Genomic DNA, 24,563 nt, shown 5'->3' with positions numbered 1-24,563 from the left:
TGAAAGGTCAAGACCAATGAGGGAGGCGGAGTGGGCCGGGCAGGGGTGCGGCCGGACATGCGGCCGGGCCGCTGGTGGGGAGACCAACGGCCCGGCCGGGCAAGGGTGTTGCTCGTTCACTGTCCGGTACGGGTCAGCAGGCGCCCTGGTCCGTCCAGACGGCCCAGGAGCCGGGCGCGCCCGGTTCGGCGCCGGTCGAGTACCACTGCGAGGACCACTTGTGGCCGTTGTACGAGACCTGGTCGCCCGGTGCGTAGGCGGTGGTCGCGCTCCAGGCCGGCAGGTTGCCGCAGCCCTGCGGCGGGGTGCCGCCGCCGGTGATGGTCCAGGTGAAGGAGGCCGAGCCGGTGGCGTTGTCGGTGTTCTTCGCCGTGACGGTCACCGAGAAGGTGCCTGCGGTGGTCGGCGTGCCGGTGATGCTGCCGGTGGAGGAGTCGATCGACAGCCCCGCGGGCAGGCCCGTGGCGCTGTAGCTGAGCGTCTTGCCGCCGGGGTCGCTCGCCTGGATCTGGAGGGAGACCGCGGTGCCCACCGTGCCGTTCTGGTTGCCGGGGCTGGTCACCGTCGGCGAGCCGGGCTGGCCGCCGCAGTTGCCGGGACCGGGGACCGGGTCGGCGCCGGTGACGCTGACCGCCGCCCAGGCGGCCTCGACGGTGTTGTACTCGGTGCAGTGCGCGCCGTACAGGTCGGCGGCGGCCTTCAGCGAGTCGATCCGGGCCTGGTGGTAGTTCTCGCTGCTGTTGGCGTAGGAGGCCAGCGCCTTGTACCAGATCTTGGCGGCCTTGTCGTTGCCGATGCCGGCCACCGTGGAGCTGTTGCAGGTCGGGCTGTTGCCGTAGCCGTGGTCGCCGCTGCCGACGGCCAGCAGGAAGAACCAGTGGTTGAGCGGGCCCATCGAGTAGTGCGGGTCCAGGCTGCCGTTGCTGCTGTTCCAGCAGTTGGGCGACTGGCCGTCCAGGGACGGGTTGTACATGTAGCGCAGCGGGCGGTTGTCGCCGCTGATGTTGATGAGCTCGCCCATGGTGTAGTCGGGCGTGTCCACCGGGTTGTCGGCGTAGAACTCGACCATGGTGCCGAAGATGTCGCTGGTGCCCTCGTTCATGCCGCCGGTCTCACCGGTCTCGTCCCAGCCGGTGAGCGCGCCGCTGACGCCGTGGCTCATCTCGTGCCCGGCGACGTCGAGTTCGACCAGCGGGCGGGAGTTGCCCTGGCCGTCGCCGTACGTCATCTGGGAGCCGTCCCAGAAGGCGTTCACGTAGGCGTTGCCGTAGTGGGTGCGCGACGGCACGCCCCGGCCGTCGCCGAAGATGCCGTTGCGGCCCTGGACGTTCTTGTAGTAGTCGAACGTCTTCGCGGCGCCGTAGTGCGCGTCCACGCCGGCCGAGGCGGGGTCGCTGTTGGTGCCGTTGCCGAAGGTGCCGCTGGAGCTGGTGAAGACCGAACCCGTGCCGCTGGTCGCGTGGTTGAGGTTGGTCGTGTAGCCGTTGCCGTGCACCGGGTCCTGCATGGAGTAACCGCTGCCGGACTGGCTGACGTCCAGGGAGACCTGGCCGCTGTAGATCGACCGGCCGGTGGCGGTGGCCGCGGCGGCGCCGGCCTGCGCGGGGGCGGACCCCGTCGCGCGGGCCGTACCCGCCGGTCCGGCGGTCTGCCGGGCGGCGAAGGTGTCGACCTCGTCGCTGGTCCGTACGACCTTGCCGGTGCGGGCGTCCACCAGGACGTGCAGCCGGCTCGGCGTCTGGTCCTGGCGTACGCCGCTGACGACGGTCTCCCAGACGAGGGCGGCGTCGCTGCCCTGCATGCGCACCGCGAGGTGCGAGGCGGAAACCGAGTCGACGCGGCCCTCGAACGCCGCCCTCGACACCTTCGCGGCGCGGGAGGCGGGCAGTTCGGGCTCGGTGGACACCGTCGGGGACGTCTGCGCGCCGGTGGCCAGCGACGCGTAGGTGCCGTCCTTCTTCAGGTGCACGACGACGTCGCCGCCGTAGGTCGGCAGCCCCTTGTACGTACGGTCGAAGCGGACGGTGGCGGAACCGTCCCGGTCCACCACCAGGTTGCGGACCGAGAAGGCGTCCCCGGCGGCGCGGTGGGCGGCGCCCGCGTGGTCCGCGAGGACCTTGCGGGCGTTGTCCTCGACGCGGCTGCGGACGGCGGGTGCCGGGTCGGCCGTGAACGGGGCCGCGGCGAAGGCGCCCGGCCCGGCGGCCGGGGCGGAGGGATGCGGATGCGGCTGCGACCCCGGGGCCGCCAGGGCGGCGGGCAGGGCGATGGCGGACGCGGACACGCAGGCCAGAGTGACCGTGAGAAGTCGCGCGGCTCTTCGTATGTCCATAGGACGGGGGGTTCCTTTCGCCTCGTGCAGGGGGTGCCCGCCGCCGGGGCGTGCGGCGGTGAGTACGGCGGCGGCGGGCACCTGCGGGTGCTGTCGGCCCCGCCCCTCGGCGGAGCGGAGCCGACGCACGAGTGTCGGGATCCGGCGAGGGGGGCGGCCAGGCACTGCGACGAGGGAGAGGGGTTTCCCTATCCGGGCGCCCCCCCGGCGAAGGGGCCGGGAGGAGCCGGGAGGAGCCGGGAGGGGCCGGGAGGGGCCGGGCGCGGTCAGCCGGCCGTCGCCGCGGCCGCCGTCGTGGCCGTTGTCGTAGCCGCCGTCGCGGCCGTCGCCTTCCGGGCGGCAACGGCGCCCTGGCGCGGAACCGCCCGCTCCACGTGCACGACCACGGTGGTGTAGAAGCGGTGCACCGCGTCGTCGACGCTGCGGATGAAGCCGGACTCGGCGTTGCCGCGCGTGCTGCCCATGCTCTTGAGCAGGGAGAGCCGGAAGCCGGTGATGCGGCTGCCGCCGTCCTTCGGCAGCAGGTCGGCGGGCTCGGGCCGCAGCCGCTCCAGCGTGCCCCGGGGACCGCCGCCCGACTGCCCCTCGACGAGGGTCTCGACATGGAGGTCGGCCGGTGCGTCGGCCAGGCACCGCACGAGCCGCTTCGCCCAGGACAGCGGGTAGCCCTGCTCGGGGGCCGGCAGCTCGATGGACGTACGCAGCTTTCCGGTGCGCAGGTCGGCGGTGACGGCGAGGACACCGGGCGTCCCCTCGATGCGCAGCTCCGCCCGGAGCCGCCCGTCCCGGCAGAGCCGGTCGGCGAGGGCGCCGCGCCGCTCCCCCGGGTCCGTGCCGCGCCCGGTCCGCTGGACGGGCAGCACCTTGTGCCCGAGTTCGCCGCCCAGTCCGAGGCACACCTGCCGGATCAGCCGCTCCCAGCTCTCCACCACCTCCAGGGCGCGCGGGTCGCCGTGGCACAGGGTCTCGTCGTCGATGCCGTTGCGTACGGGGACCCAGGCGGGGCCCATGTTCTGGAAGCCGTGGCAGCCGGAGTTCTCGTGCTGGAGGTAGTGCAGCAGTTCCTGGAGGAGCCAGGCGTGGGCGGCGTTGCCGACGCCCTCGTGCCGGATGAGCAGTTGGGCGTGGTGGGCGACCTCCGCCCAGGACAGGTGCCTGAGCGCCACCTTGTGCTTGCGGCGCCGGTCGATCTTCACGTCGACGAGCGGACTGCCCTCCAGGGCCACGTCGTTGGAGAGGGTGATCACGGCCTCGTAGCCGCGGCGGGCGGCGATGTCCATGTACGCCTGGACCTGCTCGGCCCTGAGGGCGTTGCCGTTGGTCTTGGTCTCCACCAGCGCCGTCCACAGCTTGCCGGCCCGCTCGACCCGGACGACGCCGTCGGGGCGGCGCGGTGAGTCGCCGTGCGGCAGCGTGACCTCGGTGAAGGTCTCCATCCGGCCCGCCGGGGCGCCGAACCCCGCGGTGAGCCGTCTGCCGAACTCCGGCACCTGGGCCATCACCGACAGCAGCACCGAGGTGGCGCGCGTCTCGCGGTCGCGGTCGCTCTTGAGCGCGGACACCGGGAAGAGCCGGGCGCCCCGCCAGGAGTCGTTCTCGGCGAGGGACTTCCTGACCACCTTGGGCAGGGTGACCTTCTTCTTCGCCGTGCGCGGCCGGGCGGAGGCCGGGGCGCGGGTGCCGGACGCGTCCGGCACGGCGTCATCCGGCCGGCGCGGGGCCGGGACGGCTGCCAGCGGCTCCGCGGAGGCCGAGGCCGGAGCCGGAGCGGGGACCGGGACCGGGCCCGTGGCCGGGGCCGGGGCCGGGGCCTCGGTGCTCGCGGCCGCGCTCTCCCCGCCCCGGCCGTTCTCCCCGCCCCGGCCGCTCCCGGCGTCCTCGATCCCTACGGCGGCCTCGCCCCCTACGGCGGCCTCGGCAGCCCCGCCCCCCGGCATGTTCTCGACGGCCTCCTGCGCCTCCTGAGACTCCTGGGCCGCCTGGGCCTCTTGCGCCTCCTGCGCCTCCACCGCGTCGGCGTCGTCGTCGATGTCGACCCCGAAGTCCGTGGCCAGACCGGCGAGTCCGCTGTCGTACCCCTGGCCGACGGCGCGGAACTTCCAGTCCTCGCCCCGGCGGTACAGCTCGCCGAAGATGAGCGCGCTCACCGAGTCGACGCCGTCGACCGCGAAGCGGAGCAGCTCCTCGCCGGAGCCGTCCGCCAGGGTCAGACGTACGCCTTCGAGTTCGCCGAAGCGGGCCCGGCCGTACCGGCTCGCCGCCACGACCACGCGGTCGACCTCGGCCGGGACGGCGGACAGGTCGAAGCTGATCCGGTCCTCGCTGCCGTCGGCGGTCGGGGTCTTGCCCAGCAGCTGCACGCTTCCGTCGGCGGCCACCGGGTTGTTGTAGAAGTAGAAGTCGGCGTCGCTGCGGACCTTGCCGTTCGCGTCGAGCAGCAGGACCGAGACGTCCGCGTCGCCCTCGCCGGTCGGGCTCCCCCAGCCCAGACCGACGATCACGGAGCTGATGTCCCCGCTCAGGGCCGCCAGCGACACGTTCGCGCCCTTGATCATCTCTTGCACGGAATTACCCCCCACTGGAGCGAGTCTGGCGTGCCGGCCCCCTGCCTTCACGCCCGCCGTGCGACGCGACGAGAACACGTCGCACGATCGTCACCGTGACCGGGGTCGACGGCGATGGCGGCCATTCTCACCCATGGCCGCATACGGACTCAGAGGTTCCATAAATAATCGAGTGTTCAGGCGATTTATCCGCGCATCACGTCTGGTGCGGGACTCATGAACGTTTCTAGACTGCGGCTGCTTCCGGCCGGATCCGGTCGGCAGTGCGTTCGGCTGCTCGTTCGTCAACAGGCATGCGCCGCCCGACCGGTGGCGCCCCGCGAGGAGGTTCCGACCATGGTGAAGCACTACGTGAAGTACGCCCTGAGCACCCTGTCCGCCGCGATGTTCGCGCACATGGCCTGATTCCGGCCCGGTACGGACGGGGACGAGGTGGCGGCGGGCGCGGTGCGCGCCCGGTGTCCGGTTCTCCGTCCGTCCACCGCGACCGGCAGGTCGGCCCGTCGCCCGTCGGCCCGTCAGGAGGGCTCTCCTTGTTCGGCACCGCCCTCAGTCAGCTCCGGTACGGCATGGCCGTACTGCGCAACAGCCGGATCCGGCCCGGGGACCTGGAGCGGATCGCCCGTGACCTGGCCGCCACCCTGGAGGAGTTCGGCGCGCCGGGCGCCGACTCGGCGCTGCTGCCGGGGCAGGCGGGGCAGATCGACCCCGAGGTGCGGCGCACGGTCACCCGGCGGAGCCTGCGGGCCACCGCGCGGGCGGCGGCGGAGCACACCGCCTACTACCGGCACCTGTTCGGGGAGCTCGGCCTCGATCCCGGCACACTCGACCCGTACGGTGACGACGGCTCCGGGTCCGGCAGTTGGTCGCGGGTGCCCGTCACTCCCAAGAAGGCGCTGCGCGGCATGCCGGGCGCCTTCGTCTCGGCCGCGGCGCGGCCCGCGCTGATGGCGCTGACCACCGGGACCAGCGGCACACCCACCGCGGTCTGGTACTCACGGGCCGAACTCGACATCACCATCGCGCTCAGCACCATCTCGGCCGCCCTCGGCATGGGCCTGGGCCCGCGGGACACGCTCGCCTACGCCGGCTGTTCGCGCGCCACGCTGCCGCTGCTCAACGCCGAGGAGTCCACGACCCGGGTCGGCGCCTCCTTCGTCCAGTTCGGCACACTGGAGGCGGCGCAGGCGCTGGACCGGCTCGCCGCGCCGCTCGGGCTGCCGGGCAAGCACGGGCAGATCAGCCATCTCAGCACCTCGGCCTCGTATCTCTCCGCGCTGGTGCACCGGGCCGAGCGGGACGGCTGGCGGCCCGCCGACTTCGGGCTGCGCAGCATCGGGGTGGGCGGCGAGGTGCTGTCCCGGCCGCTGCGCGAGCGCGCCGAGGCCGTGTTCGGGGCGTCCGTCGCGACCTCGTACCTGATGACCGAGACGCTGCCCTCCGGGGGCACGCCGTGCGACCAGGGGCATCTGCACCACACCGCCGAGTTCGGGCATCTGGAGGTGCTCGACCCGCTGACCTGGGAGCCGACCCCGCCCGGCGGCACCGGCGTGATCGTGCACACCCCCTACGTCCCCTACCGGGAGTGCACCTTGCTGCTGCGCTACGCCACCGGCGACCTGGTCCGCCTGCCCGCCGCCGCGCCCGGCTGCGCGCTCGCCCATCTGCCCGCCACCTCGGAGATCCTGGGCCGCTGGACCGGCCCGCTCAGCGCCGCCGTCACCACCCGCGACCTGCTCGACCTCATCGAGGCGGAGCCCGAGGTGCCGCTGCCCGCCCGCTACGCGCTGACCGAACAGGCGGACGGCGGCGCGCTGTTGCACCTGCTCGTGCCGTCCCTGCCCGCGGCCGCGCTGCGCGCCCGGCTGGAGGAGCGCGCGGCGGCGGCGGGACTGCCGCTGGCGGGCCTGGTGCTGTACGACGACCGGTCGGCGATGCCGCCCACCACCGCGCTGCGCGCCGATCTGCGCGAGCACAGCTTCGAGACGGCGGCCCGGCCGTCCGGCGGCGCGGACCGGGCGGCGCGCACCCCGGCCGTGGCCGCGCGCGGCGGCGCACCGGCCGCCGAGGAGGGGAGCGGCGCGTGAGCGGAACCGCCCTGGTGGCGCTGAGCTGCTGTGTGGCCCTGCTGATGGCGGTGGCCGGCGGCTATCTGGCCAAGGTCGCGATGCCCAGGCCGCCGGTCGGGGTGTACGCCCCGGCGGACGTCGCCGTGCTGTGCGTCGGGGTGGTCGTGGCCCCGCTGCTGTACGGCGCGCTGCCGGGCGCGTGGGTGTCTGCGCTGTTCGGGCTGGTGTTCTGCGTGGCCCTGCAGTTCACGCTGGCGCCGCTGTGCTCGGGGCGCTGGGCGTGGTGCCTGGCGCTGGCGGCGACCGCGCTGACCGCGGGGGCCGCCGTCGCGGACCTGTCGGCCGGGGTGCGCGCCGGGACCGATGTGGTGCTGGCCGTGGCGGTGGTGGGGGTGGCGAACCTGTGGGCGCAGAGCGGGATGCGCTCGGCCCATGTCGCGGCGCTGGCAGCCGCGTTGACCTGCTACGACCTGGTCGCCACCACGCTGACGGATGTCACCGGCGACTTCTTCGCGCAGGTGCGCGGGCGGCCGTTCGCCCCGCTGCTCGCGCTCACCGGCGGCGCGCATCCGGTCGCGGTCGGTCTCGGGGACCTGCTGCTGCTCGTGCTGTTCCCACTGGTCGCGGCGAAGGCGTACGGGCGCCCGGCGGCGCTGCTGGCGGGGGCCGTCGGGGTCGTCGTCACCAGTGCGATCAGCGTGCTGTTCGCGGTGGGCGCGCTGACGGAGGGCTTTCCGCTGCTGACCGCGCTGGGGCCGCTGATCGTGGTGCAGCACCTGGTGTGGTCGCGGCGGGCGGGCGGTGAGCGGACCACCGCCGAGTGGCGGGCCGGTGCCGCGGGCCCGGCCCGGCGGGCGAACGCCGCCGGTGCGGAACCGGACGCCGCGCTGGCCGCGGCGGTCGCCGCGACGCTGCCGACGGGACCGGCGGGCGGGCTGAACGAGGATCTACCGGCGGGCAGTTGGGTCGTACTGTGCGAAGGGCGGGTGGTCGGGACCGGGGCGTCCCCCGGGCTGGCCCGGCGTGACGCCCGCGAGCACGGCGAGGACACGGGCCCGCTGGTGGCCCGCCTCGTGTGAGCGCGCGGCGGGCAGACGGACGGCGGGCCGGAACGGACGGCGGGGCGGAACGGACGGCGGGGCGGAACGCCACAGCCCACGGAAACGCGACAGGCCCCGGAAACGCGACAGGTCCCGGAAGCACGGCGGGACCCGGAAGCGCGGCGGGACCCGGGAGACGTATCCAGCTCCCGGGCCCCCGGGGATGCCACCCCATGCGCACGCCGATGGCGTTTGAAGAGTACGGATCGGGTTCAAGCCTCCGTGTTCTTCCTTTGAACTACCGCACCGCGGAGAAGTGCAGGCGAGATTCGAACTCGCATCCGGCGACGGTCGTCCGTACTCGGTCCCACCGGCGATCGGTGGCGAATGCTGAAGCTGGAGCGAGAGTCTGAGGCTGAGCACGGTCACGGTCATCGCCGCGGCCGTGCGAGTCAGGCTGAACGTCAGTTTCAGCTTGCGCTCATGGCGCGCACCGGTCCTCGATCCGGTCCGCGTCCTTCACGCACCCCCGCGCTCGCACGCGGGGGCGATCATGGGGCTGCCCGTCGCCCGGTCAGGCGAACAGGTAGCCGAACACCGCCTCCCCGGTCCGCTGGTCGGTGATCTCCGTGCCGTTGGCCTCCTCGCGGGCGAACTTCACCGCCTGCTGGAGCTTCTCCACCCGCTCCAGCAGCTCGTTCACCCGGCGGGCGGGCAGGGCGCCGGAGAACTTCACCGTGGTCCAGTAACCGATCGGCACGTCCTCGTAGTACACCTCGACCTGGGCCGGGTGCTTCTCGGTGGCCTCCGCCTTGACGTGGTTGCGCGGCACCTTCTTCGTACGGATCGTGCGGACCGGGTCGGTCTTCCACCAGTCCGTCGACGGGTCCAGCGACCAGGACTCGGCCGCGTCCAGCACCGGGAGCTTCTTGACGAAGGCGTGCAGCTCGGTGAGCTGCTTCTCCAGGAAGAGGAGGTAGCCGACCGGGACCTCGGCGAGGATCGTCCGGCCGTCCACCGTGACGTCCGCGCACGCCGTGCGGTTCGCCCAGTCCTTCGTCGCGGTCACGTCGAACAGCCGCGTCAGGGACGCCGACATGTCCCGCAGGATCTCCTCGGCCTTCACCTGCACCCGCGAGGACTCGGGCGGCAGCTGCTCGCCCTCCTCGTCCTTCGGCTGGTACGTCCGCGAGATCCCGGCGAGCAGCACCGGCTTCTGCACCTTCTGGTGCGCCGCCGCACTGTCCTGGAGCGCTTTGCTCTTGACGCCCTTCTCCACGGCGATGATCTGATTCAGCTTGGTCACGGTTCCCCCTTCGAGCACGATCAACGTAGCCCGTGGGGAGCCGAGTCCTCATCCGGTTTTCTCCGCCACGGCCGTCTCCGGCCTCCCCGACGCATCTGACGTGCCGTAGGTCACACGGCATCACCTCGCCCCGGCGTGCGGCAGTGACCTGGCGCACAGGCGGGGGTGCTGTGGGCGGGCAACTCCTGGGGTGTTCATGGGAGTTGTGGGTATTCGTACATCCGTCCTGTTTGGGACCCACGTCTATTTCCGTAGTTTTTCGGCTGTTTGTCCCTTTCACTCGAATGGTCCACCGAACGACACCTCGGGTCACAGGAAGCAGTGCACTTATGTCCCATTCGTCCGAGCTGCCAGAAGTCCCCCTCACCCCCCACGCAGTGACCGCCGCCGAGGTCGTCCCCGGTGATCTGGTCGCCCTCTCGCGGGACGAGGCCGAACGGCGGCAGTGGTGTGCCGTGCTGCACACGCTGCCCGAATCACCGGAGACGATCCGGGTGACGCTGCGCCCGCCGCTGGGCGGTCCGGACCGGGAAGAGGTCCTGGCGCGGGGGCAGGAGGTGGTCGTCGCCGGGCGGCGGGTGGATGCCGCGGCCGTGCCCGCCGTGTCCTCGCCGCGGCTGGACGCCGTCGAGTTCCGGGACGGCGACACCGTCACCCGGCTGCGCGCCGTCGACCCGGAGGGCGTCGAGGTGACGTACCAGCGGCGGTGGGGCCGCTGGCACCGCGACCTGGACTCCCGGACCACGGAGACCGTGACCGACGACGCCGTGCGCGGCTGGGCCGCCGACGCCGATCACGCCGGATACGTCGTACGCCATCACGCGCGGCCGGCCCGCCGTCCCTCGGAGGCCGGGCCGCGGCGGGTCGTCGTGACCGGTCTCGGTGCCATGACCCCCCTGGGCACCGGGACGGGCGAGCTGTGGCAGGGGCTGCTCGACGGGCGGCACGGGATACGGGAACTGCCGGACGAGGAGTTCGCCGAGCTGCCGGTGCGCACCGCGGGTGTCGTGCCCGTGGACCCGGCCGGACTGCTGCCCCGGGCCGCGGCCCGGCGGATGAACCGGGCCGCCCAGTTCGCCGTGCTCGCCGCGCGCGAGGCATGGGGCGACGCCGGGTTCACCGAGGGCGGCACCCGCGAGAGCGGACTCGACCCGGAGCGGGTCGGCGTCAGCCTCGGCGCGATCCTCGGCGACGCCTCCGTCCTCGTCGGCGGCGACCGCAAGCTGCGCGACAAGGGCCCGCGCGCCGTCTCCCCGCTCACCACCCCCATGACCGTGCCCTCGCAGGCCGCCTCACAGGTCTCCCTCGACCTGCACATCACCGGCGAGGCCCGCACCGTGACCAGCGCCTGCGCCTCCGGCACCGAGGCGATCGGGCAGGCCATCGACCGGATACGGTACGGCCGCGTCGACGTGGCCCTGGCCGGCGGCGCCGAAGCGGTCGTCACCCCGGCGATCATGGCCTCCTTCGCCGCCATGCGCGCCCTGTCCGACCTGGGCCTGGAGGACGGGACCTCGCCCTCGCGGCCGTTCGCCGCGGACCGGGCCGGGTTCGTCAACGGCGAGGGCGCCGGGATCCTGGTCCTGGAGGCGGAGGAGCACGCCCGCGCCCGGGGCGCCCGGATCTACTGCGAGGCCGCCGGCTGGGGACTCTCCGCCGACGCCCACCACATGGCCGCGCCCGACCCCTCGGGCAGCGGCGTCGCCCTCGCGCTGCGCCGGGCCGTCCGGGACGCCGGCGCGCACCTCGTCGACGTCGTCCATGTCAACGCCCACGCCACCGCCACCGCCGAGGGCGACCTCGCCGAGGCCGGGGCACTGCGGGCGGTGCTCGGAGCGGGCGGCGGCGAGGTGCCGGTCACCGCGCTCAAGGGACACCTCGGGCACCTCCAGGGTGCCGCGGGCGGGGTCGAGGCCGTCGCCGCGGTGCTCACCCTGCACAACGGGGTCGTGCCGCCCACCGTGGGCTGCGCCCGGCTGGACGAGGAGATCGACCTCGACGTGGTGACCGGGGCCCCGCGCGCCCTGCCGGAGCGCGGCGACCTCGTGCTCAGCAACTCGTTCGGGTTCGGCGGCCACAACGCCGTACTGGCGCTGCGGCGCCTTCCCCGGAGCGCATGAGCGCGTGTGCGCGTGAGCGGGCAGGAGGCAGCGGGAGACGGCGGTGCGCTAGGCCGTGCGCTTGCGGGCCGCCGTCTTCTTCGCCGGGCTCTTCTTGGCGGCCGTCCCGGCGGAGGACGCCGTCTTCTTCGCCTGGCCCGCCTTGGTGTCCGACCGTCCCGCCTTCGCTCCGGACGCGGTCTTGGCGGCCGTCTTCTTCCCGCCGGAAGCCGTCTTCTTCGCCGGGGACGCGGACTTCCCGGTACGCGACCCGGACGCCTTCCCGGCCGCCGCCTTCTTCGGGGCGCCGCGGGTGCTCTTGCGCCGGGGGAGGTGCGTGACCTCGGCCTCCGCCTCCTGGCCGCCCCCGTCCGCGGCCTCCTCCTCCGCGTCCTCCCCCGCTTCCTCGCCCCGGGACCGCTTGGCCGCCCGCACGCTGTTCTCCAGGGCGGCCATCAGGTCGAGCACCTTGCCGCCGGGGGCCGGTCCGGGGGTCTCGGGCGGCGCCTCGCCGGCCGCCTTCGCCGCGACGACCTCCTCCAGCGCCTCGCGGTACTCGTCGTGCAGGTCCTCCAGGTCGACCTCGCCGAGGGTGTCCATCAGCGCGTCCGCGAGGTCCAGTTCCTTGTCCCGGACGGTGACGTCGGTCTCCGGGGCCACGCCCTGCGGGGCGCGGATCTCGTCCGGCCAGAGCAGGCCGTGCATGACGATGACGTCGTCCACCACCCGCAGCATGCCCAGCCGCTCGCGCCCGCGCAGCGCGAACTTCGCGACGGCCACCCGCTTGCTGCGCTTGAGCGCCTCGCGCAGCAGCGTGTACGGCTTGGCGGCCGGGGCCCCGCCCGCCGCCAGGTAGTAGGAGTGCTCCAGCCGGAGCGGGTCGATCCGGTCGGCCGGGACGAACGCCACGATGTCGATCGTCCGCGCGGTCGGCAGCGGCAGATGGGCCAGGTCCTCGTCGGTGATCGGGATGATGCTGCCGTCCGCGTCCTCGTACCCCTTGCCGATCTCCCCCTGGCCGACCTCGCGGTCCTCCAGTTCGCACACCTTGCGGTAGCGGATCCGGCCGCCGTCCTCCGTGTGGATCTGGCGGAAGGAGATGGTGTGGTTCTCGGTGGCGTTCACCAGCTTGATCGGGATGCTGACCAGGCCGAACGAGATGGCGCCGTTCCAGATGGATCGCACGTGCAGCACCTTCCGGGCCGGATGTGTTCGGTTTCATCTGAAGTACATGCTTTTCTTATCGTATGGCGCCGATCACGGACGTGGAGGGCCGCCGGCTCGCGCTCAGCAATCTGGACAAGGTGCTGTATCCCGCGACCGGGTTCACCAAGGGCGAGGTGCTGCACTACTACGCGACCGTCGCCGAGGTGCTGCTCCCCCATCTGCGGGACCGGCCGGTGTCCTTCCTGCGGTATCCGGACGGCCCCGACGGCCAGGTCTTCTTCACCAAGAACGTGCCGCCCGGTACGCCCGAGTGGGTGACGACGGCCGAGGTGCCGCGCACGGCGGGACCGGCCCGGATGGTGCTCGTGCAGGATCTGCCGAGCCTGATGTGGGCCGCCAACCTGGTGACGGAGTTCCACACCCCGCAGTGGCGGGCCGGGGCCCCGGAGGAGGCGGACCGGATCGTGTTCGACCTCGATCCGGGGCCGCCCGCGACCGTGGCCGACTGCTGCGAGGTGGCGCTCTGGCTGCGCGAGCGGCTGGCCGCGGACGGGATCGAGGCGTACGCGAAGACCTCCGGGTCCAAGGGGCTGCACCTGCTGGCCGCCGTGCGCGGCGCCTCCGGCGAGCGGACCTCCGCGTACGCCAAGGAGCTGGCCGTGGAGGCGGAGCGGGCGATGCCGCATCTGGTGCTGCACCGCATGACGCGCAAGCTGCGGCCGGGCAAGGTCTTCGTCGACTGGAGCCAGAACGCGGCACGCAAGACGACCGCCGCGCCCTACACCCTGCGCGCGCGGGCGCATCCCACCGTCTCCACCCCGGTGACCTGGGAGGAGGTCGCCGGGTGCCGGGCGCCCCGGCAGCTCCGCTTCGAGGCCGGGGACATCGCGGACCGGGTCCGCCACCACGGGGACCTGCTGGCCCCGCTGCTGGATCCGGCGCGGGCGCACGCGGTGCCGTAGCCCCGGCAAGCGCCGTTCGGGCCCGGATCAGACCCGGATCAGACCCGGATCAGACCCGGGTCCACGTGGCGCGGTCCCGGGCCATCGCGTGCAGGGCCTCCACGTCCGCCGGTTTCAGGACGCCGCCCAGGCGGGCCAGGCTCTCCAGGTCCGCGTCCCGCAGCACGCGCACCCCGCGCGGCGGGGCGGTGATCCTGAGGACGGCGGGGGCGGCCAGGGCCAGCAGCGGGTGCACCTCGGCGGTGAGGGCGAAGGAGGCCCGGTCCGCGGCGGCGCGGACGCGCCGGATCAGGGGCTGCGGCTCGTGGCGGCCCAGCGCGACCGCCGGGTCGGCCACCCGGACGCGCTGCTTGCGGGCGTACACGCTGTGCACGGCGAACAGCCCGCCGGGGCCGATCGCCAGATGGTGGATGCGGTCGCCGCCGGGCAGCGGCACGGAGTGCAGGACACGCCAGCCGGCGCCCTCCAGCCGGTCCAGCGCCTCGCCCGCCGCGCGCTCCGCCGCGAGCGCCCGGCGGCGCGGGTCGGCGCGCAGGCGGTGGGCGGGGGCCGGGTCCCGTTCGAGGGCGACGAGCAGGGCCTCGCCGGGGCGGTTGGGTGCCAGGTCGTCGTCGGGGTGCAGGCTCAGCCGGGCCAGGTCGGCGCGGGTGGGGACGGACGGCGGACCCACCGCGACCGGCCCGGCGAGGAAGGGGCCGAGCGCCTCCAGCACGTCCTCCCGGGCGTCCTCGGCCAGGAGGTGCACCCGGGCCGCGTCCCGGTCGTACCAGGCTGCGGTACGGCCGTCGCCCGCGCAGACGTGGAGCCGGTCCGGCTCGTGACGGCCGCCCGGTACGACCCGCAGGCGCTCCGGGCCGCTCCCGCCGGGTTGTCCGGGCTGTCCGATCCGTTCGGGCTCTCCGGGCTGTCCGGGCTGTCCGGGCTCTCGACGTGGTGCGCTCATCCACCATCACCCCTACGACCATGGGAACAGGCGGGGTGCTCCCGGGGCAAGAACGCGGCTACCTTTGAGGAGCCGTGGGCGGGGAGTTGGGGAGGTGCGCCGTTGCCGACCGGTGGAACACAACCCTTGGTGCCGGCTCCGGAGAGCCCGTGGAACGAGATCGTGCCCGGCCTGTGGATGGGCGGACACGAGGTGCGGGACGACTCAGGGCGGTCGGCTCCGGTCGTCGTGCGCGACGAGTTCGACCTGGTGCAGACGCTGCTCAGGCTGCCCGGCCACGGTCCGGGGACCGGGGTCCCCCACCAGGTGTGGCCGATCCCGGACGGACCGCTGGACGCCACGCAGCTGGCCGGGGTGATGCGGCTCGCCGAGGCCGCCTGCGCCGCGCTGGACGAGGGCCGGCGGGTCCTGGTGCGCTGCTGGTCCGGGTACAACCGCTCGGGCCTGGTCGTCGGGCACGCGCTGATGCTCCGGGGCAGCGGGGCAGACGAGGCGATCGGGCTGATCCGCGCCCGCCGCTCGCCGTGGGCGCTGCACAACGAGCTGTTCGCCGACTATCTGCGGGCGGGGCTGGCGACGGTCCGGCTGCTGGAGGAACTGGGGGAACCGGCCGAGTAGCCGCCCGCCCCGCAAAGCGGAGCAGGCCGAGCAGGCCGAGCAGACCCAGGGACCGTCCGCTCCGCAAAAAGGACGTCCGTACGAATAATACGAATATGGTGGACGAGGCCCGGAGGCGCGGGTCCCGTCTCCGGGCGGGCCACCGTCCCGGCGCCGCCCCGACCCCCGTCCCCTTCGGAGAACAGTGTTCCGCAAGCGTCCCGCCCGCGTCACCGCCGTCGTCGCCCTGCTGCTGGCCACGGCGGCGGGCTGCGGCGACGCGGGCGGACTGCGGGCCGCTGGCAGCACCGAGACCGCCGTCAGCCCGGCCCGGCTGTGGCCCTCGCTGCGCCCGGCCGCCAGCCCCGCCTGGCCGTACGACGAGGTGCAGATCGAGACGGTCAAGGGGATCACCGCCCCCGGCGACGACATCCGCGAGGTCGACCCGGTGGCCGTCGTACGCGCCGAGATCGCCGCGCATCCGAGCGACTACAAGGGCGCCAAGGCCCCGTACCGGGACACCGGCGCCCGGCTGGCCGCGTGCGGGGCGGGGCCCGGCCACGGCGACTGCCCCGTGCTGCGGCCGTACTACCGCGACCTGACCGGTGACGGACGCGACGACCTGACGCTGGGCTTCCGCCTCTACCCCACCAACCAGACGGCCGTGCGCGTCTACACCTTCGAGGGGCACCGGCTCGTCCAGGTGTTCGCCAACGACGACGCGGTGATCGGCGTGGAACTGGCCGGGCGGGCCGTGATCATCCGCTCGCCCGCGGGGATCGCCGGGTACGAGTACCGCACCAGCTGGTCCTGGGACGCGGACCAGCGGGCGATGGTGTTCACCCGGGACGAGTTCCTGCGCACCGGGCCGCACAAGCCGACGCGGGCGCGCACCCCGGCGCCCACCGCCCCGCCGTCGCCCGTGCCCCGGCCCGCCCCCACCGAGACCCCGGCTCCGGCCCCCGGCCTCACCCCGTCCGCGCTGCCGGGCGAGAGCGGCCGATGAGGGTGGCGCTGCCCCGGTGGGCCGGGTCGCTGGGCGCGAAGGCCGCGGCCTTCATCACGGTGATGTGCTGCGCGCTCGCCGCGCTGCTCGGCATCCTCGTGCATGTCTCGGTGACCGACCAGACCGTCGGCCAGGCCCGTGAGCTGGCGCTGACCCGGCTGAAGGACGCCACGAGCGCGTTCGAGTCCGGGGACACCCCACTGCCCGGCGCGGGCGTCGACCCCGAGGGGCTGCCGCCGTCGCTGCGCCGGCTGGCCGCGAGCGGACAGCGCGGCACGGTGGTCGGACGGCACCACGGGCGGCCCACGATGTGGGCGGCCGGCCCCGCCGACCACGGGCGGGTGCTGGCCGTCGAGGTCGACTACTCGCAGCAGGCGCACACCATCGCCGGTCTGGACAACGCCATCCTGTGGTCGTCCGGTCTGGCGATCGGGGCGACGCTGCTGGTGGGCGCGTTCGCGGTGACCCGGGTGACCCGGCGCCTGCACGCGACGGCGCTGGTGGCCCGCCGGATCAGCACCGGCGACCTGGACGCGCGGGTGAACGACCCGCTGACCCGCGACCGCTCGCGCCCGCAGGACGAGGTGGCCGCGGTCGCCGCCGCGCTGGACTCGATGGCCGCCTCGCTCCAGGGCAAGCTGCTGGCCGAGCAGCGCTTCACCGCGGACGTGGCGCACGAGCTGCGCACTCCGCTGACCGGGCTGCACGCGGCGGCCGAGCTGCTGCCGCCGGGCCGCCCCACGGAGCTGGTGCGCGACCGGGTGGCGGCGCTGCGCACGCTCACCGAGGACCTGCTGGAGATCTCCCGCCTCGACACCGGGCGGGAGCGGGCCGCCCTGGACGCCGAGCACCTGAGCACGGTGGCGCGGCGGGCGGTGCGCGCGGCGGACGCGGCGGCCGGGGACGGCACGCGGGTCAGGGTCGTACGGGACGTGTACGTGGAGACGGACCGGCGGCGGCTGGAACGGGTGCTGGGCAATCTGGTGGCCAACGCGCACCGGCACGGCCGGCCGCCGGTGGTGCTGACCGTGGACGGTCCGGTGGTGACCGTGCGCGACCACGGCGACGGCTTCCCCGCGTATCTGCTGGAGCACGGGCCGCAGCGGTTCCGCACCGAGGGCGGCGCGACGGGGCACGGGCTCGGGCTGACGATCGCGCGCGGCCAGGCGGAGGTGCTGGGCGCCCGGCTGGAGTTCGCCGACGCGGCGGACGGCGGGGCGGTGGCGACCCTGACGCTGCCGCAGAGCCCGCCGGAGGTCCCCGGGGCCCCGGCGGCGGCCGGAGGGCCGGAAGCAGGCACGGAAGCGCCGGGCGACCCCGCCTGACGGCATTTCAGGTGACGTCCTCCCCGCCTCCGCAGCGTGGCGGGACGACCCCGGCCGATGCGCTCCTAAGGTGACGGCAAGTCAGACAAGTCCGCTTTCCTGGACTTCGCCGCCCCACTGGAGGTCGTCCGTGTCCTCGCGTTCCCCGCACTCGCCCCACTCGCCCCGCTCCCCGCGCTCCCCGCGCACCGCGCTCGCCCGGCTCGCCGTGACGGCCGCCGCCGGTGTGCTGCTGGCCGCCGCCGTCGCGCCCGCCGTCGCGGACGAGGACGGCCGCGCCACCCCGGCGGGCACCCCCGGCCCCGCGGCCGCCACCGCCCCCGCACCGGCCGCCTCACCCACGTCCACCACCTCGCCCGCACCCGCGGCCTCCCCCACATCCAGCGCCTCGCCCGCCGCCACGCCCCCCGCGCAGAGCGGCACGCCGGACAGCGCCACCCGCTTCTACCGGGGCCGGGTCACCGCCCGGGGCGGGCTCGCGCTGCGCTCGCGGCCGGACCGGGGCAGCCAGGTCCTCCGGGTGGCCCGCCAGGGCGAGACGGTCTGGATCTACTGCAAGACGAACGGCGCGAACGTGGACGGCAACCACCTGTGGTACCTCCTCGCGGACGGCACCTGGGCCTGGGGTTCGGCCCGCTACATCGACAACGTCGGGCCCGCGCCACGCTGGTGCTGACCCGCACGACGTCCGATATGCATCTTTTCGGTAGATTCCCGGCATGACCGAGGCCGGAATGACCGGGACCACCGGAACCACGGGAACCGCCGGAACCACGGGAGCCACCGCGGCGGCGGACCCGTCCGCGCCGGGCGCGCCGCGCCTGCCCCGACGGCGCGGTGTCGAACTCGCCCTGATCGTCCTCGCCGTCCTGCTGTCCGTGTACGGCTACTGCGCCGTCGGCCTGGCCAGGCACGGCACGATCCCGCCCGGCGCCGCCGGTTACGGCGCCGGGCTCGGCGTGCTGGCGCTGCTCGCGCACGGCGCGGTGCGGCTGCGGGCGCCGTACGCCGACCCGCTGCTGCTGCCCATCGGTGTGCTGCTGAACGGGCTCGGCCTGGTGCTGATCTACCGGCTGGACCTGGAGACGCCGGGCGAGCGGGCGGCGCCGGTGCAACTGGTGTGGTCGACGCTGGGCGTGGCGCTGTTCACCCTGGTCGTGTTCGTGCTGCGCGACCACCGCTGGCTCCAGCGGTACGCGTACGTCTGCGTGGTGGCCGCGCTCGGGCTGCTCACGCTGCCCATCCTCTTCCCGGCGGTGAACGGCGCCCGCATCTGGATCCGCTTCGGCGGGTTCTCCTTCCAGCCGGGCGAGTTCGCCAAGGTGCTGCTCGCGGTGTTCTTCGCCGCGTACCTCGCCGCCAACCGCAGCGCGCTGGCCTATACCGGCCGCCGGGTGTGGCGGGTGCAGCTGCCCACCGGGCGGGTGCTCGGGCCGGTGGTCGCGATCTGGCTGCTGAGCGTCGGGGTGCTGGTGCTGGAGCGGGACCTGGGGACCTCGCTGCTGTTCTTCGGGCTGTTCGTGGTGATGCTGTACATCGCCACCGGCCGCACCGGCTGGATCGCGCTCGGGCTGCTGCTCGCCACGGCCGGGGCGTTCGCCGTCGGCTGGCTGGAGCCGCATGTGCACAGCCGGGTCGCGGAGTGGCTGCACCCGTTCGCGACGATCGAGGCGGGGCGGGGCCCCGGCCAGGTCGCCCAGTCGCTGTTCTCGTTCGCGGCGGGCGGGGTGCTCGGCACCGGCCTCGGGCTCGGCCACTCGATCCTGGTCGGCTTCGCGGCCAAGTCGGACTTCATCCTGGCCACCGCCGGGGAGGAACTGGGCCTGGCCGGGCTGTCCGCGGTCTTCCTGCTGTACGCCCTGCTCGTCGAGCGCGGCTACCGGGCCGGCCTCGCCCTGCGCGACCCCTTCGGGCGGCTGCTGGCGGTGGGGCTCGCCTCGATCGTGGCGCTCCAGGTGTTCGTGATCGCGGGCGGGGTGACCGGCCTGATCCCGCTGACCGGCATGGCGATGCCCTTCCTGGCCCAGGGCGGCTCCTCGGTGGTCACCAACTGGGCGATCGTGGCCCTCCTGATCCGCGTCAGCCACGTGGCCCGGCGCCAGTACGACGGGACGGTGGCCCCATGACCGGCACCCGACCGACCCGGCCGGCCCCCGCCGCGAGCCGCCCCCGGACAGACCCTGCGTCCACCACCACGAGCCGCCCCCGGCCCAGCCGACGGCCCGCCCCCGCCCGCCGTGCGCGGGGCGGTCGGAGGGGCGGCGGCCTCACCGTGGTCCGCGACCGGTCCGGGCGGGGAGGCCCGCGGTGACCCGGCACATCCGGCACGCCGCCGTCTTCTGCCTGGTCCTGCTGGTGGCACTGCTGGTGAACACGGCCTGGCTCCAGGTGCTCCAGGGCCGGTCCTACGGCGGCAACCCGGCCAACCGCCGCCCGGCCATCGCCCGTTACCAGCAGCCGCGCGGCGACATCCTGGTCGGCGGGCGGGCGGTGACCGGCTCCCGGGACACCGGCGAGCAGCTCCGCTACGAACGCACGTACGCCGACGGCCCGTTGTACGCCCCGGTCACCGGCTTCGCCTCGCAGCTGTACGGCACCACGTATCTGGAGCGCTCCGAGGACCGGGTGCTGGCGGGGACCGATCCGATGCTGGCGGGGTTCCCGCTGTGGAACGACTTCACGCGCGGGCAGCCCGCGGGCGGCGACGTGGTGACGACGCTGAACGCGGCGGCGCAGCGGGCGGCCTTCGAGGGGCTGGGGGCGCGCAAGGGGGCGGTGGCGGCGGTGGAACCGGCCACGGGCCGGATCCTGGCGCTGGTGTCGACCCCGTCGTACGACCCGGCGGAGCTGTCCGGGAACGGGCCCGCGACCGAGGCGGCCTGGGCGCGGCTGAACGACGATCCGGAGCAGCCGATGCTCAACCGGGCCGTGCGGCAGACGTATCCGCCGGGTTCGACGTTCAAGGTGGTGACCGCGGCGGCGGCGCTGGACTCGGGGGTCGTGACGGACCTGGACGCGCCGACCGACTCGCCGGACCCCTACCGGCTGCCGGGCAGCACCACGCGGCTGGTCAACGAGGCCGACGACTGCGAGGACGCCTCGCTGCGCTTCGCCTTCGCCTGGTCGTGCAACACGGTGTTCGCCAAGCTCGGCGTGGACGTCGGCGCGCGGGGGATGCGGGAGGCGGCGCGGGGCTTCGGTTTCGACGACCCGGATCTGAAGGTGCCCTTCGCGGTGGCGCCGAGCACGTTCGACGCGCCCGCCGACCGGGCGCAGCTCGCGCTGTCGTCCATCGGGCAGTACAACACGCGGGCCACGCCGTTGCAGATGGCGATGGTGGCGGCGGCGGTCGCGAACGGCGGCCAGGTGCGGGTGCCGTATCTCGTGGAGCGGACCACGCGCAGCGGCGGGGCGACGGTGTCGGCGGCCGGGTCGCGGCCGGTGCGGCAGGTGATGCGGGCGACGACGGCGGAGCGGCTGCGGGAGCTGATGTGCGACGTGGTGAGCTACGGCACCGGCCGCAACGCGGCGATCCCGGGCGCCGTGGTGGGCGGCAAGACGGGCACCGCGCAGCACGGGGTGGGCAACGCGGGCACGCCGTACGCCTGGTTCGTCTCCTGGGCGCAGGGCGCGGAGGACCTGGATCCGCGGGTGGCGGTGGCCGTGGTGGTGGAGGACGCCTCGGCGCGGCGCGGTGACATCAGCGGCGGCGGTACGGCGGCGCCGATCGCGAAGGCGGTGATGGAGGCGGTGCTGCGGACACCGGCGGCGCCGGAGTCGTAGGCACCGGGCCGACACGTCGTGCGCGAGGGATTGACGGGCTTGCTGACACGCAGTCTCATAAGAGGCGAAGGAACTGACTGCCGGGTAACCAGTCGGTCCAGCCGCATTCCCGTACGACGAGGTGGACAGCCATGACGACCGTGACGGAAGCCGAGGCGCTCGCCGGACTGCGCGACGCGCTCGGCCTGCTCAAGGACCGGGAGCAGGTGGCCGAGCGGCTGCTCGACTCTTCCGCCAAGCACTCCTTCGACCCGGACAAGGAGCTGGACTGGGAGGCGCCCTTCGAGGAGGGCAAGTGGTTCTGGCCGCCGGAGCTGGTCTCGCTGTACGACACCCCGCTGTGGAAGCGGATGAGCGAGGAGCAGCGGATCCTGCTCTCCCGGCACGAGGCCGCCGCGCTCGCCTCCCTCGGCATCTGGTTCGAGCTGATCCTGATGCAGCTGCTCGTGCGGCACGTCTACGACAAGGCGGTCACCAGCGCGCACGTGCGCTACGCCCTGACCGAGATCGAGGACGAGTGCCGGCACTCGAAGATGTTCGCCCGTCTGATCACCCGCGGCGGCACCCCCTGGTACCCGGTGAGCCCGGTCCACCGGCACCTCGGCCGGCTCTTCAAGACCATCTCCACCACCCCCGGCTCCTTCACCGCCACCCTGCTGGGCGAGGAGGTGCTCGACTGGATGCAGCGCCTGACCTTCCCCGACGAGCGGATACAGCCGCTGGTCCGCGGGGTCACCCGCATCCACGTCGTGGAGGAGGCCCGGCACGTGCGCTACGCCCGTGAGGAGCTGCGCCGCCAGATGGTGACCGCGCCGAAGTGGTCCAAGGAGTTCACCCGGGTCACCTCCGGCGAGTTCGCCCGGGTCTTCTCGCTCGCCTTCGTGAACCCCGAGGTCTATCCGAACGTGGGCCTGGACAAGCGCGAGGCCATGGCCCAGGTGAAGGCCAGCGGGCACCGGCGCGAGATCATGCAGACGGGTGCCAGGCGGCTCACCGACTTCCTCGACGACATCGGGGTGCTGCGGGGCGTCGGGCGGCAGCTGTGGCGGTCCTCGGGCCTGCTGGCGTGACCGGTCGCGGCGACGCGCGGGAGCGGGCGCGTGAGCGGCCCGATCGGGACGGCCGGGACGGGCCGCCACCGATTACGCTGCTGGTCATGAGCCCCGCCGCCCCGACCCCCGCCTACCGCCGCCTCAGCGTCGAGGAACGGCGCGCCCAACTGCTCGAAGCGGCGCTGTCCCTCTTCGCGCACCGGGCGCCCGAGGAGGTCTCGCTGGACGACGTGGCGGAGGCCGCCGGGGTGTCGCGGCCGCTGGTGTACCGGTACTTCCCCGGCGGCAAGCAGCAGCTGTACGAGGCCGCGCTGCGCTCCGCCGCCGAGGAGCTGCGGCACTGCTTCGACGAGCCGCGCACCGGCCCGCTGCTGCCCCGCCTGGCCCGCGCCCTCGACCGCTACCTGGCCTTCGTCGACCAGCACGACACCGGGTTCAGCGCGCTGCTCCAGGGCGGCAGCGTGGTGGAGACCTCCCGCACCACCGCCATCGTGGACGGGGTGCGCCGGGCCGCTGCCGAGCACATCCTCAGCCACCTCCGGGTCGACGGCCCCGGGCCGCGGCTGCGGATGACCGTACGGATGTGGATCACCGCCGTGGAGGCCGCCTCGCTCATCTGGCTCGACGAGGACAAGCAGCCGCCCGTCGGGGAGCTGCGGGACTGGCTGGTCGAGCAGTTCGCGGCCGTGCTGACGGTGACCGCGGCCCGCGACCCCCAGACCGCCGAGCTGGTCCGGCGCCTGTCCGCGGCGGATGACTGACACTGGTGCCGTGAAGAGCGAAGACACCCCCTTCGAGGGCGGGCCCATGGACGGCCGGGTGCTGCCCGTGCTGGTGGGCCCCACCGGGAACCCCCCGAAGACGTACCGCATCCCGGTCCCGGACCCGGCCGGCGGCCCGCCCACCGTGCTCGTCTACCGGCGGCAGCCGCGCGGGCACAGCAAACGGCTCGGGCTGCCGCAGGGCTGGAAGTACACCTTCGACCCGGAGGGCCGGCGCGGCACCGGACCGAGGTGGCCGTGGTCCCGCCCGGCACCCCGGAACACGGACGAGGGCAAGCCGGGTGACACCGGCGGGTGACCTGGTTGCGCCGGACGGCGCACGACCGGCACACAAATCGGCTCATACGTCCAATCCTCACGGTGTGGAGCGGAGGGACCGCCCCGCACCGGAGGTGATGTCATGTCAGGCAGGACACTGCGCCTGGTGTGCACGGCGGCGGTGGCGGCGCAGGCCGCCCTCGTCCCGGCGACCGCCACGGCCGAGCCATGGCCCGCGGCGCCCGGACAGCCGTCCACGGCCGCGCTGCTGACGGACCTTCAGTCCCTGTACCGGCAGTCCGAACAGGCCACCGCGGTCTACGGCGCCACCGCCGAGCGGCTGGAGCGGCAGCGCGCCGAGACCGACCGGCTGGCCGCCGCCCTCGGCCGGGCCCGGCAGGACCTGGCCGCCGGAAAGGCGGCGGCGGGCCGGCTCGCCCGCCAGGAGTACCAGGGCACCAGCGACTTCTCCCCCTATCTGCGGCTGCTGCTCGCCCGCGACCCGCAGCACGCCCTGGAGCAGGGCCATGTCATCGGGCAACTGGCCCGGCAGCGCGCCGAGGCGGTGGCCCGGCTGACGGCCGGCGAGCGGACGGCGGACCGGCTGGCACGCGCCGCCCGCACCGCCTACGACGCCCGGCTCGCCCTGGCCCGGCGGCAGCAGCGGGACCGCGACGCCGTACGGGAGAAGCTGCACGCCATCGAGAAACTGCTCGCCTCGCTCAGCCCGGCGCAGCTCACCGCGCTCGCCGCCGTCGAGAAGAACGGCACCGACCAGGCGCGCACCGCGCTGCTCGCCTCCGGCGCGCTGGGCGCCGCCAGGCCGCCCACGCCCGAGGGCGAGGCGGCCGTGCGCTACGCGGTGCGCCAGCTCGGCAAGCCCTACCGGTGGGGCGCCACAGGACCGGCGGCCTACGACTGCTCGGGCCTGACCTCGCGGGCCTGGGGCCAGGCCGGTACGCCCATTCCGCGCACCAGCCAGGAGCAGTGGGCCCGGCTGCCGCACGTCCCGCTGGCCCAGCTGCGGCCGGGCGACCTGGTGGTCTACTTCCCCAAGGCCACCCATGTCGCCCTCTACCTCGGGGACGGCATGGTGGTGCAGGCACCCCGGCCCGGGACGAAGGTGAAGGTCTCCCCGCTCACCGCCAACCCGGTGCTCGGCGCGGTGCGCCCCGACCCGGGCGGCAGGCCGCTGCCCCGGTACGCCCCGCCCGCGCTCCCGCCGGGCGCGGCGGCCGGGGCGGACGCGGCACCGCCGAAGCTGTGACGCCGGGCGAA

The 24,563-nt window shown here is 74.4% G+C and carries 19 protein-coding genes; 14 read left to right on the top strand and 5 right to left on the bottom strand.

Going from position 1 to position 24,563, the window contains the following annotated elements; genetic code table 11:
- Positions 1-133: 133 nt before the first annotated feature.
- On the bottom strand, positions 134-2,332 hold the full coding sequence (locus A8713_RS21530) for a M4 family metallopeptidase (RefSeq protein ID WP_064535271.1): 2,199 nt from the start codon (positions 2,330-2,332) through the stop codon (positions 134-136).
- A 266-nt stretch (positions 2,333-2,598) separates the two neighbouring features.
- Positions 2,599-4,887 carry a TerD family protein gene (locus tag A8713_RS21525; protein ID WP_064535270.1) on the bottom strand — a complete coding sequence of 763 codons (2,289 nt, stop codon included), beginning with the start codon at positions 4,885-4,887 and terminating at the stop codon, positions 2,599-2,601.
- A gap of 542 nt (positions 4,888-5,429) precedes the next feature.
- Here A8713_RS21525 and A8713_RS21520 point away from each other — a divergent pair.
- Positions 5,430-6,983, top strand: coding sequence for a phenylacetate--CoA ligase family protein (locus A8713_RS21520; protein ID WP_064535269.1), 1,554 nt, complete (start codon positions 5,430-5,432; stop codon positions 6,981-6,983).
- Positions 6,980-8,044 (top strand): hypothetical protein, encoded by a 1,065-nt coding sequence (locus A8713_RS21515; protein WP_173860886.1) that lies wholly within the window; start codon positions 6,980-6,982, stop codon positions 8,042-8,044. The genes A8713_RS21520 and A8713_RS21515 overlap by 4 nt, the downstream gene beginning before the upstream one ends.
- Before the next feature lie 535 nt (positions 8,045-8,579).
- Here the strand turns inward: A8713_RS21515 and A8713_RS21510 are convergent.
- Complete coding sequence (locus A8713_RS21510) at positions 8,580-9,311, bottom strand: DUF7873 family protein (protein ID WP_064535268.1); 732 nt, start codon at positions 9,309-9,311, stop codon at positions 8,580-8,582.
- 329 nt (positions 9,312-9,640) lie between these two features.
- Here A8713_RS21510 and A8713_RS21505 point away from each other — a divergent pair, with 329 nt between their 5' ends.
- Positions 9,641-11,431, top strand: a complete 1,791-nt coding sequence (locus tag A8713_RS21505) for a beta-ketoacyl-[acyl-carrier-protein] synthase family protein (RefSeq protein WP_064535267.1) — start codon at positions 9,641-9,643, stop codon at positions 11,429-11,431.
- Positions 11,432-11,479: 48 nt separating this feature from the next.
- On the opposite strand, the gene ku is transcribed toward A8713_RS21505, so the two are convergent.
- On the bottom strand, positions 11,480-12,595 hold the full coding sequence (gene ku, locus A8713_RS21500) for a non-homologous end joining protein Ku (protein WP_064537638.1): 1,116 nt from the start codon (positions 12,593-12,595) through the stop codon (positions 11,480-11,482).
- Between the two features lie 62 nt (positions 12,596-12,657).
- Here ku and ligD point away from each other — a divergent pair, with 62 nt between their 5' ends.
- Positions 12,658-13,539 carry a non-homologous end-joining DNA ligase gene (gene ligD, locus A8713_RS21495; protein ID WP_064535266.1) on the top strand — a complete coding sequence of 294 codons (882 nt, stop codon included), beginning with the start codon at positions 12,658-12,660 and terminating at the stop codon, positions 13,537-13,539.
- Positions 13,540-13,588: 49 nt separating this feature from the next.
- Here ligD and A8713_RS21490 read toward each other — a convergent pair whose 3' ends face one another.
- Positions 13,589-14,482 (bottom strand): nuclease-related domain-containing protein, encoded by an 894-nt coding sequence (locus A8713_RS21490; RefSeq protein ID WP_335743761.1) that lies wholly within the window; start codon positions 14,480-14,482, stop codon positions 13,589-13,591.
- 129 nt (positions 14,483-14,611) lie between these two features.
- Here A8713_RS21490 and A8713_RS21485 point away from each other — a divergent pair, with 129 nt between their 5' ends.
- The 10 genes from A8713_RS21485 to A8713_RS21440 all read left to right on the top strand — a co-directional run bounded on the left by A8713_RS21485 (position 14,612) and on the right by A8713_RS21440 (position 24,552).
- Complete coding sequence (locus tag A8713_RS21485) at positions 14,612-15,100, top strand: protein-tyrosine phosphatase family protein (protein WP_064535265.1); 489 nt, start codon at positions 14,612-14,614, stop codon at positions 15,098-15,100.
- A gap of 184 nt (positions 15,101-15,284) precedes the next feature.
- Complete coding sequence (locus tag A8713_RS21480; protein ID WP_064535264.1) at positions 15,285-16,085, top strand: hypothetical protein; 801 nt, start codon at positions 15,285-15,287, stop codon at positions 16,083-16,085.
- A complete protein-coding gene (locus tag A8713_RS21475) occupies positions 16,082-17,410 on the top strand; it encodes a sensor histidine kinase (protein WP_064535263.1) in 1,329 nt (442 codons plus the stop codon). Before A8713_RS21480 ends, A8713_RS21475 begins: the two co-directional genes overlap by 4 nt.
- Before the next feature lie 130 nt (positions 17,411-17,540).
- A complete protein-coding gene (locus tag A8713_RS21470; protein WP_064535262.1) occupies positions 17,541-18,086 on the top strand; it encodes an SH3 domain-containing protein in 546 nt (181 codons plus the stop codon).
- 58 nt (positions 18,087-18,144) lie between these two features.
- Complete coding sequence (locus tag A8713_RS21465; RefSeq protein ID WP_064535261.1) at positions 18,145-19,536, top strand: FtsW/RodA/SpoVE family cell cycle protein; 1,392 nt, start codon at positions 18,145-18,147, stop codon at positions 19,534-19,536.
- A gap of 181 nt (positions 19,537-19,717) precedes the next feature.
- On the top strand, positions 19,718-21,193 hold the full coding sequence (locus A8713_RS21460) for a penicillin-binding transpeptidase domain-containing protein (protein ID WP_064535260.1): 1,476 nt from the start codon (positions 19,718-19,720) through the stop codon (positions 21,191-21,193).
- Positions 21,194-21,324: 131 nt separating this feature from the next.
- Entirely contained in the window at positions 21,325-22,263 is a 939-nt protein-coding gene (locus tag A8713_RS21455) for an AurF N-oxygenase family protein (RefSeq protein ID WP_064535259.1), read from the top strand.
- A gap of 86 nt (positions 22,264-22,349) precedes the next feature.
- Complete coding sequence (locus A8713_RS21450) at positions 22,350-23,006, top strand: TetR/AcrR family transcriptional regulator (protein ID WP_064535258.1); 657 nt, start codon at positions 22,350-22,352, stop codon at positions 23,004-23,006.
- A 10-nt stretch (positions 23,007-23,016) separates the two neighbouring features.
- Positions 23,017-23,325, top strand: a complete 309-nt coding sequence (locus A8713_RS21445; protein WP_064535257.1) for a hypothetical protein — start codon at positions 23,017-23,019, stop codon at positions 23,323-23,325.
- A gap of 102 nt (positions 23,326-23,427) precedes the next feature.
- Positions 23,428-24,552 carry a C40 family peptidase gene (locus A8713_RS21440; protein ID WP_064535256.1) on the top strand — a complete coding sequence of 375 codons (1,125 nt, stop codon included), beginning with the start codon at positions 23,428-23,430 and terminating at the stop codon, positions 24,550-24,552.
- Positions 24,553-24,563: the final 11 nt, after the last annotated feature.

Source organism: Streptomyces sp. SAT1 (assembly GCF_001654495.1).
Taxonomy (GTDB): domain Bacteria; phylum Actinomycetota; class Actinomycetes; order Streptomycetales; family Streptomycetaceae; genus Streptomyces; species Streptomyces andamanensis.
The sequence above is the reverse complement of the archived record's forward strand: the minus strand, read 5'-3'. Positions and strand labels throughout refer to the sequence as shown.

Coding starts and splice junctions, on each gene's coding strand:
- A8713_RS21530 (WP_064535271.1), bottom strand. CDS start 2,332: ATGGACATACGAAGAGCCGCGCGACTTCTCACGGTCACTCTGGCCTGC.
- A8713_RS21525 (WP_064535270.1), bottom strand. CDS start 4,887: ATGATCAAGGGCGCGAACGTGTCGCTGGCGGCCCTGAGCGGGGACATC.
- A8713_RS21505 (WP_064535267.1), top strand. CDS start 9,641: ATGTCCCATTCGTCCGAGCTGCCAGAAGTCCCCCTCACCCCCCACGCA.
- ligD (WP_064535266.1), top strand. CDS start 12,658: ATGGCGCCGATCACGGACGTGGAGGGCCGCCGGCTCGCGCTCAGCAAT.
- A8713_RS21490 (WP_335743761.1), bottom strand. CDS start 14,482: ATGAGCGCACCACGTCGAGAGCCCGGACAGCCCGGACAGCCCGGAGAG.
- A8713_RS21475 (WP_064535263.1), top strand. CDS start 16,082: ATGAGGGTGGCGCTGCCCCGGTGGGCCGGGTCGCTGGGCGCGAAGGCC.
- A8713_RS21465 (WP_064535261.1), top strand. CDS start 18,145: ATGACCGGGACCACCGGAACCACGGGAACCGCCGGAACCACGGGAGCC.
- A8713_RS21455 (WP_064535259.1), top strand. CDS start 21,325: ATGACGACCGTGACGGAAGCCGAGGCGCTCGCCGGACTGCGCGACGCG.
- A8713_RS21450 (WP_064535258.1), top strand. CDS start 22,350: ATGAGCCCCGCCGCCCCGACCCCCGCCTACCGCCGCCTCAGCGTCGAG.
- A8713_RS21440 (WP_064535256.1), top strand. CDS start 23,428: ATGTCAGGCAGGACACTGCGCCTGGTGTGCACGGCGGCGGTGGCGGCG.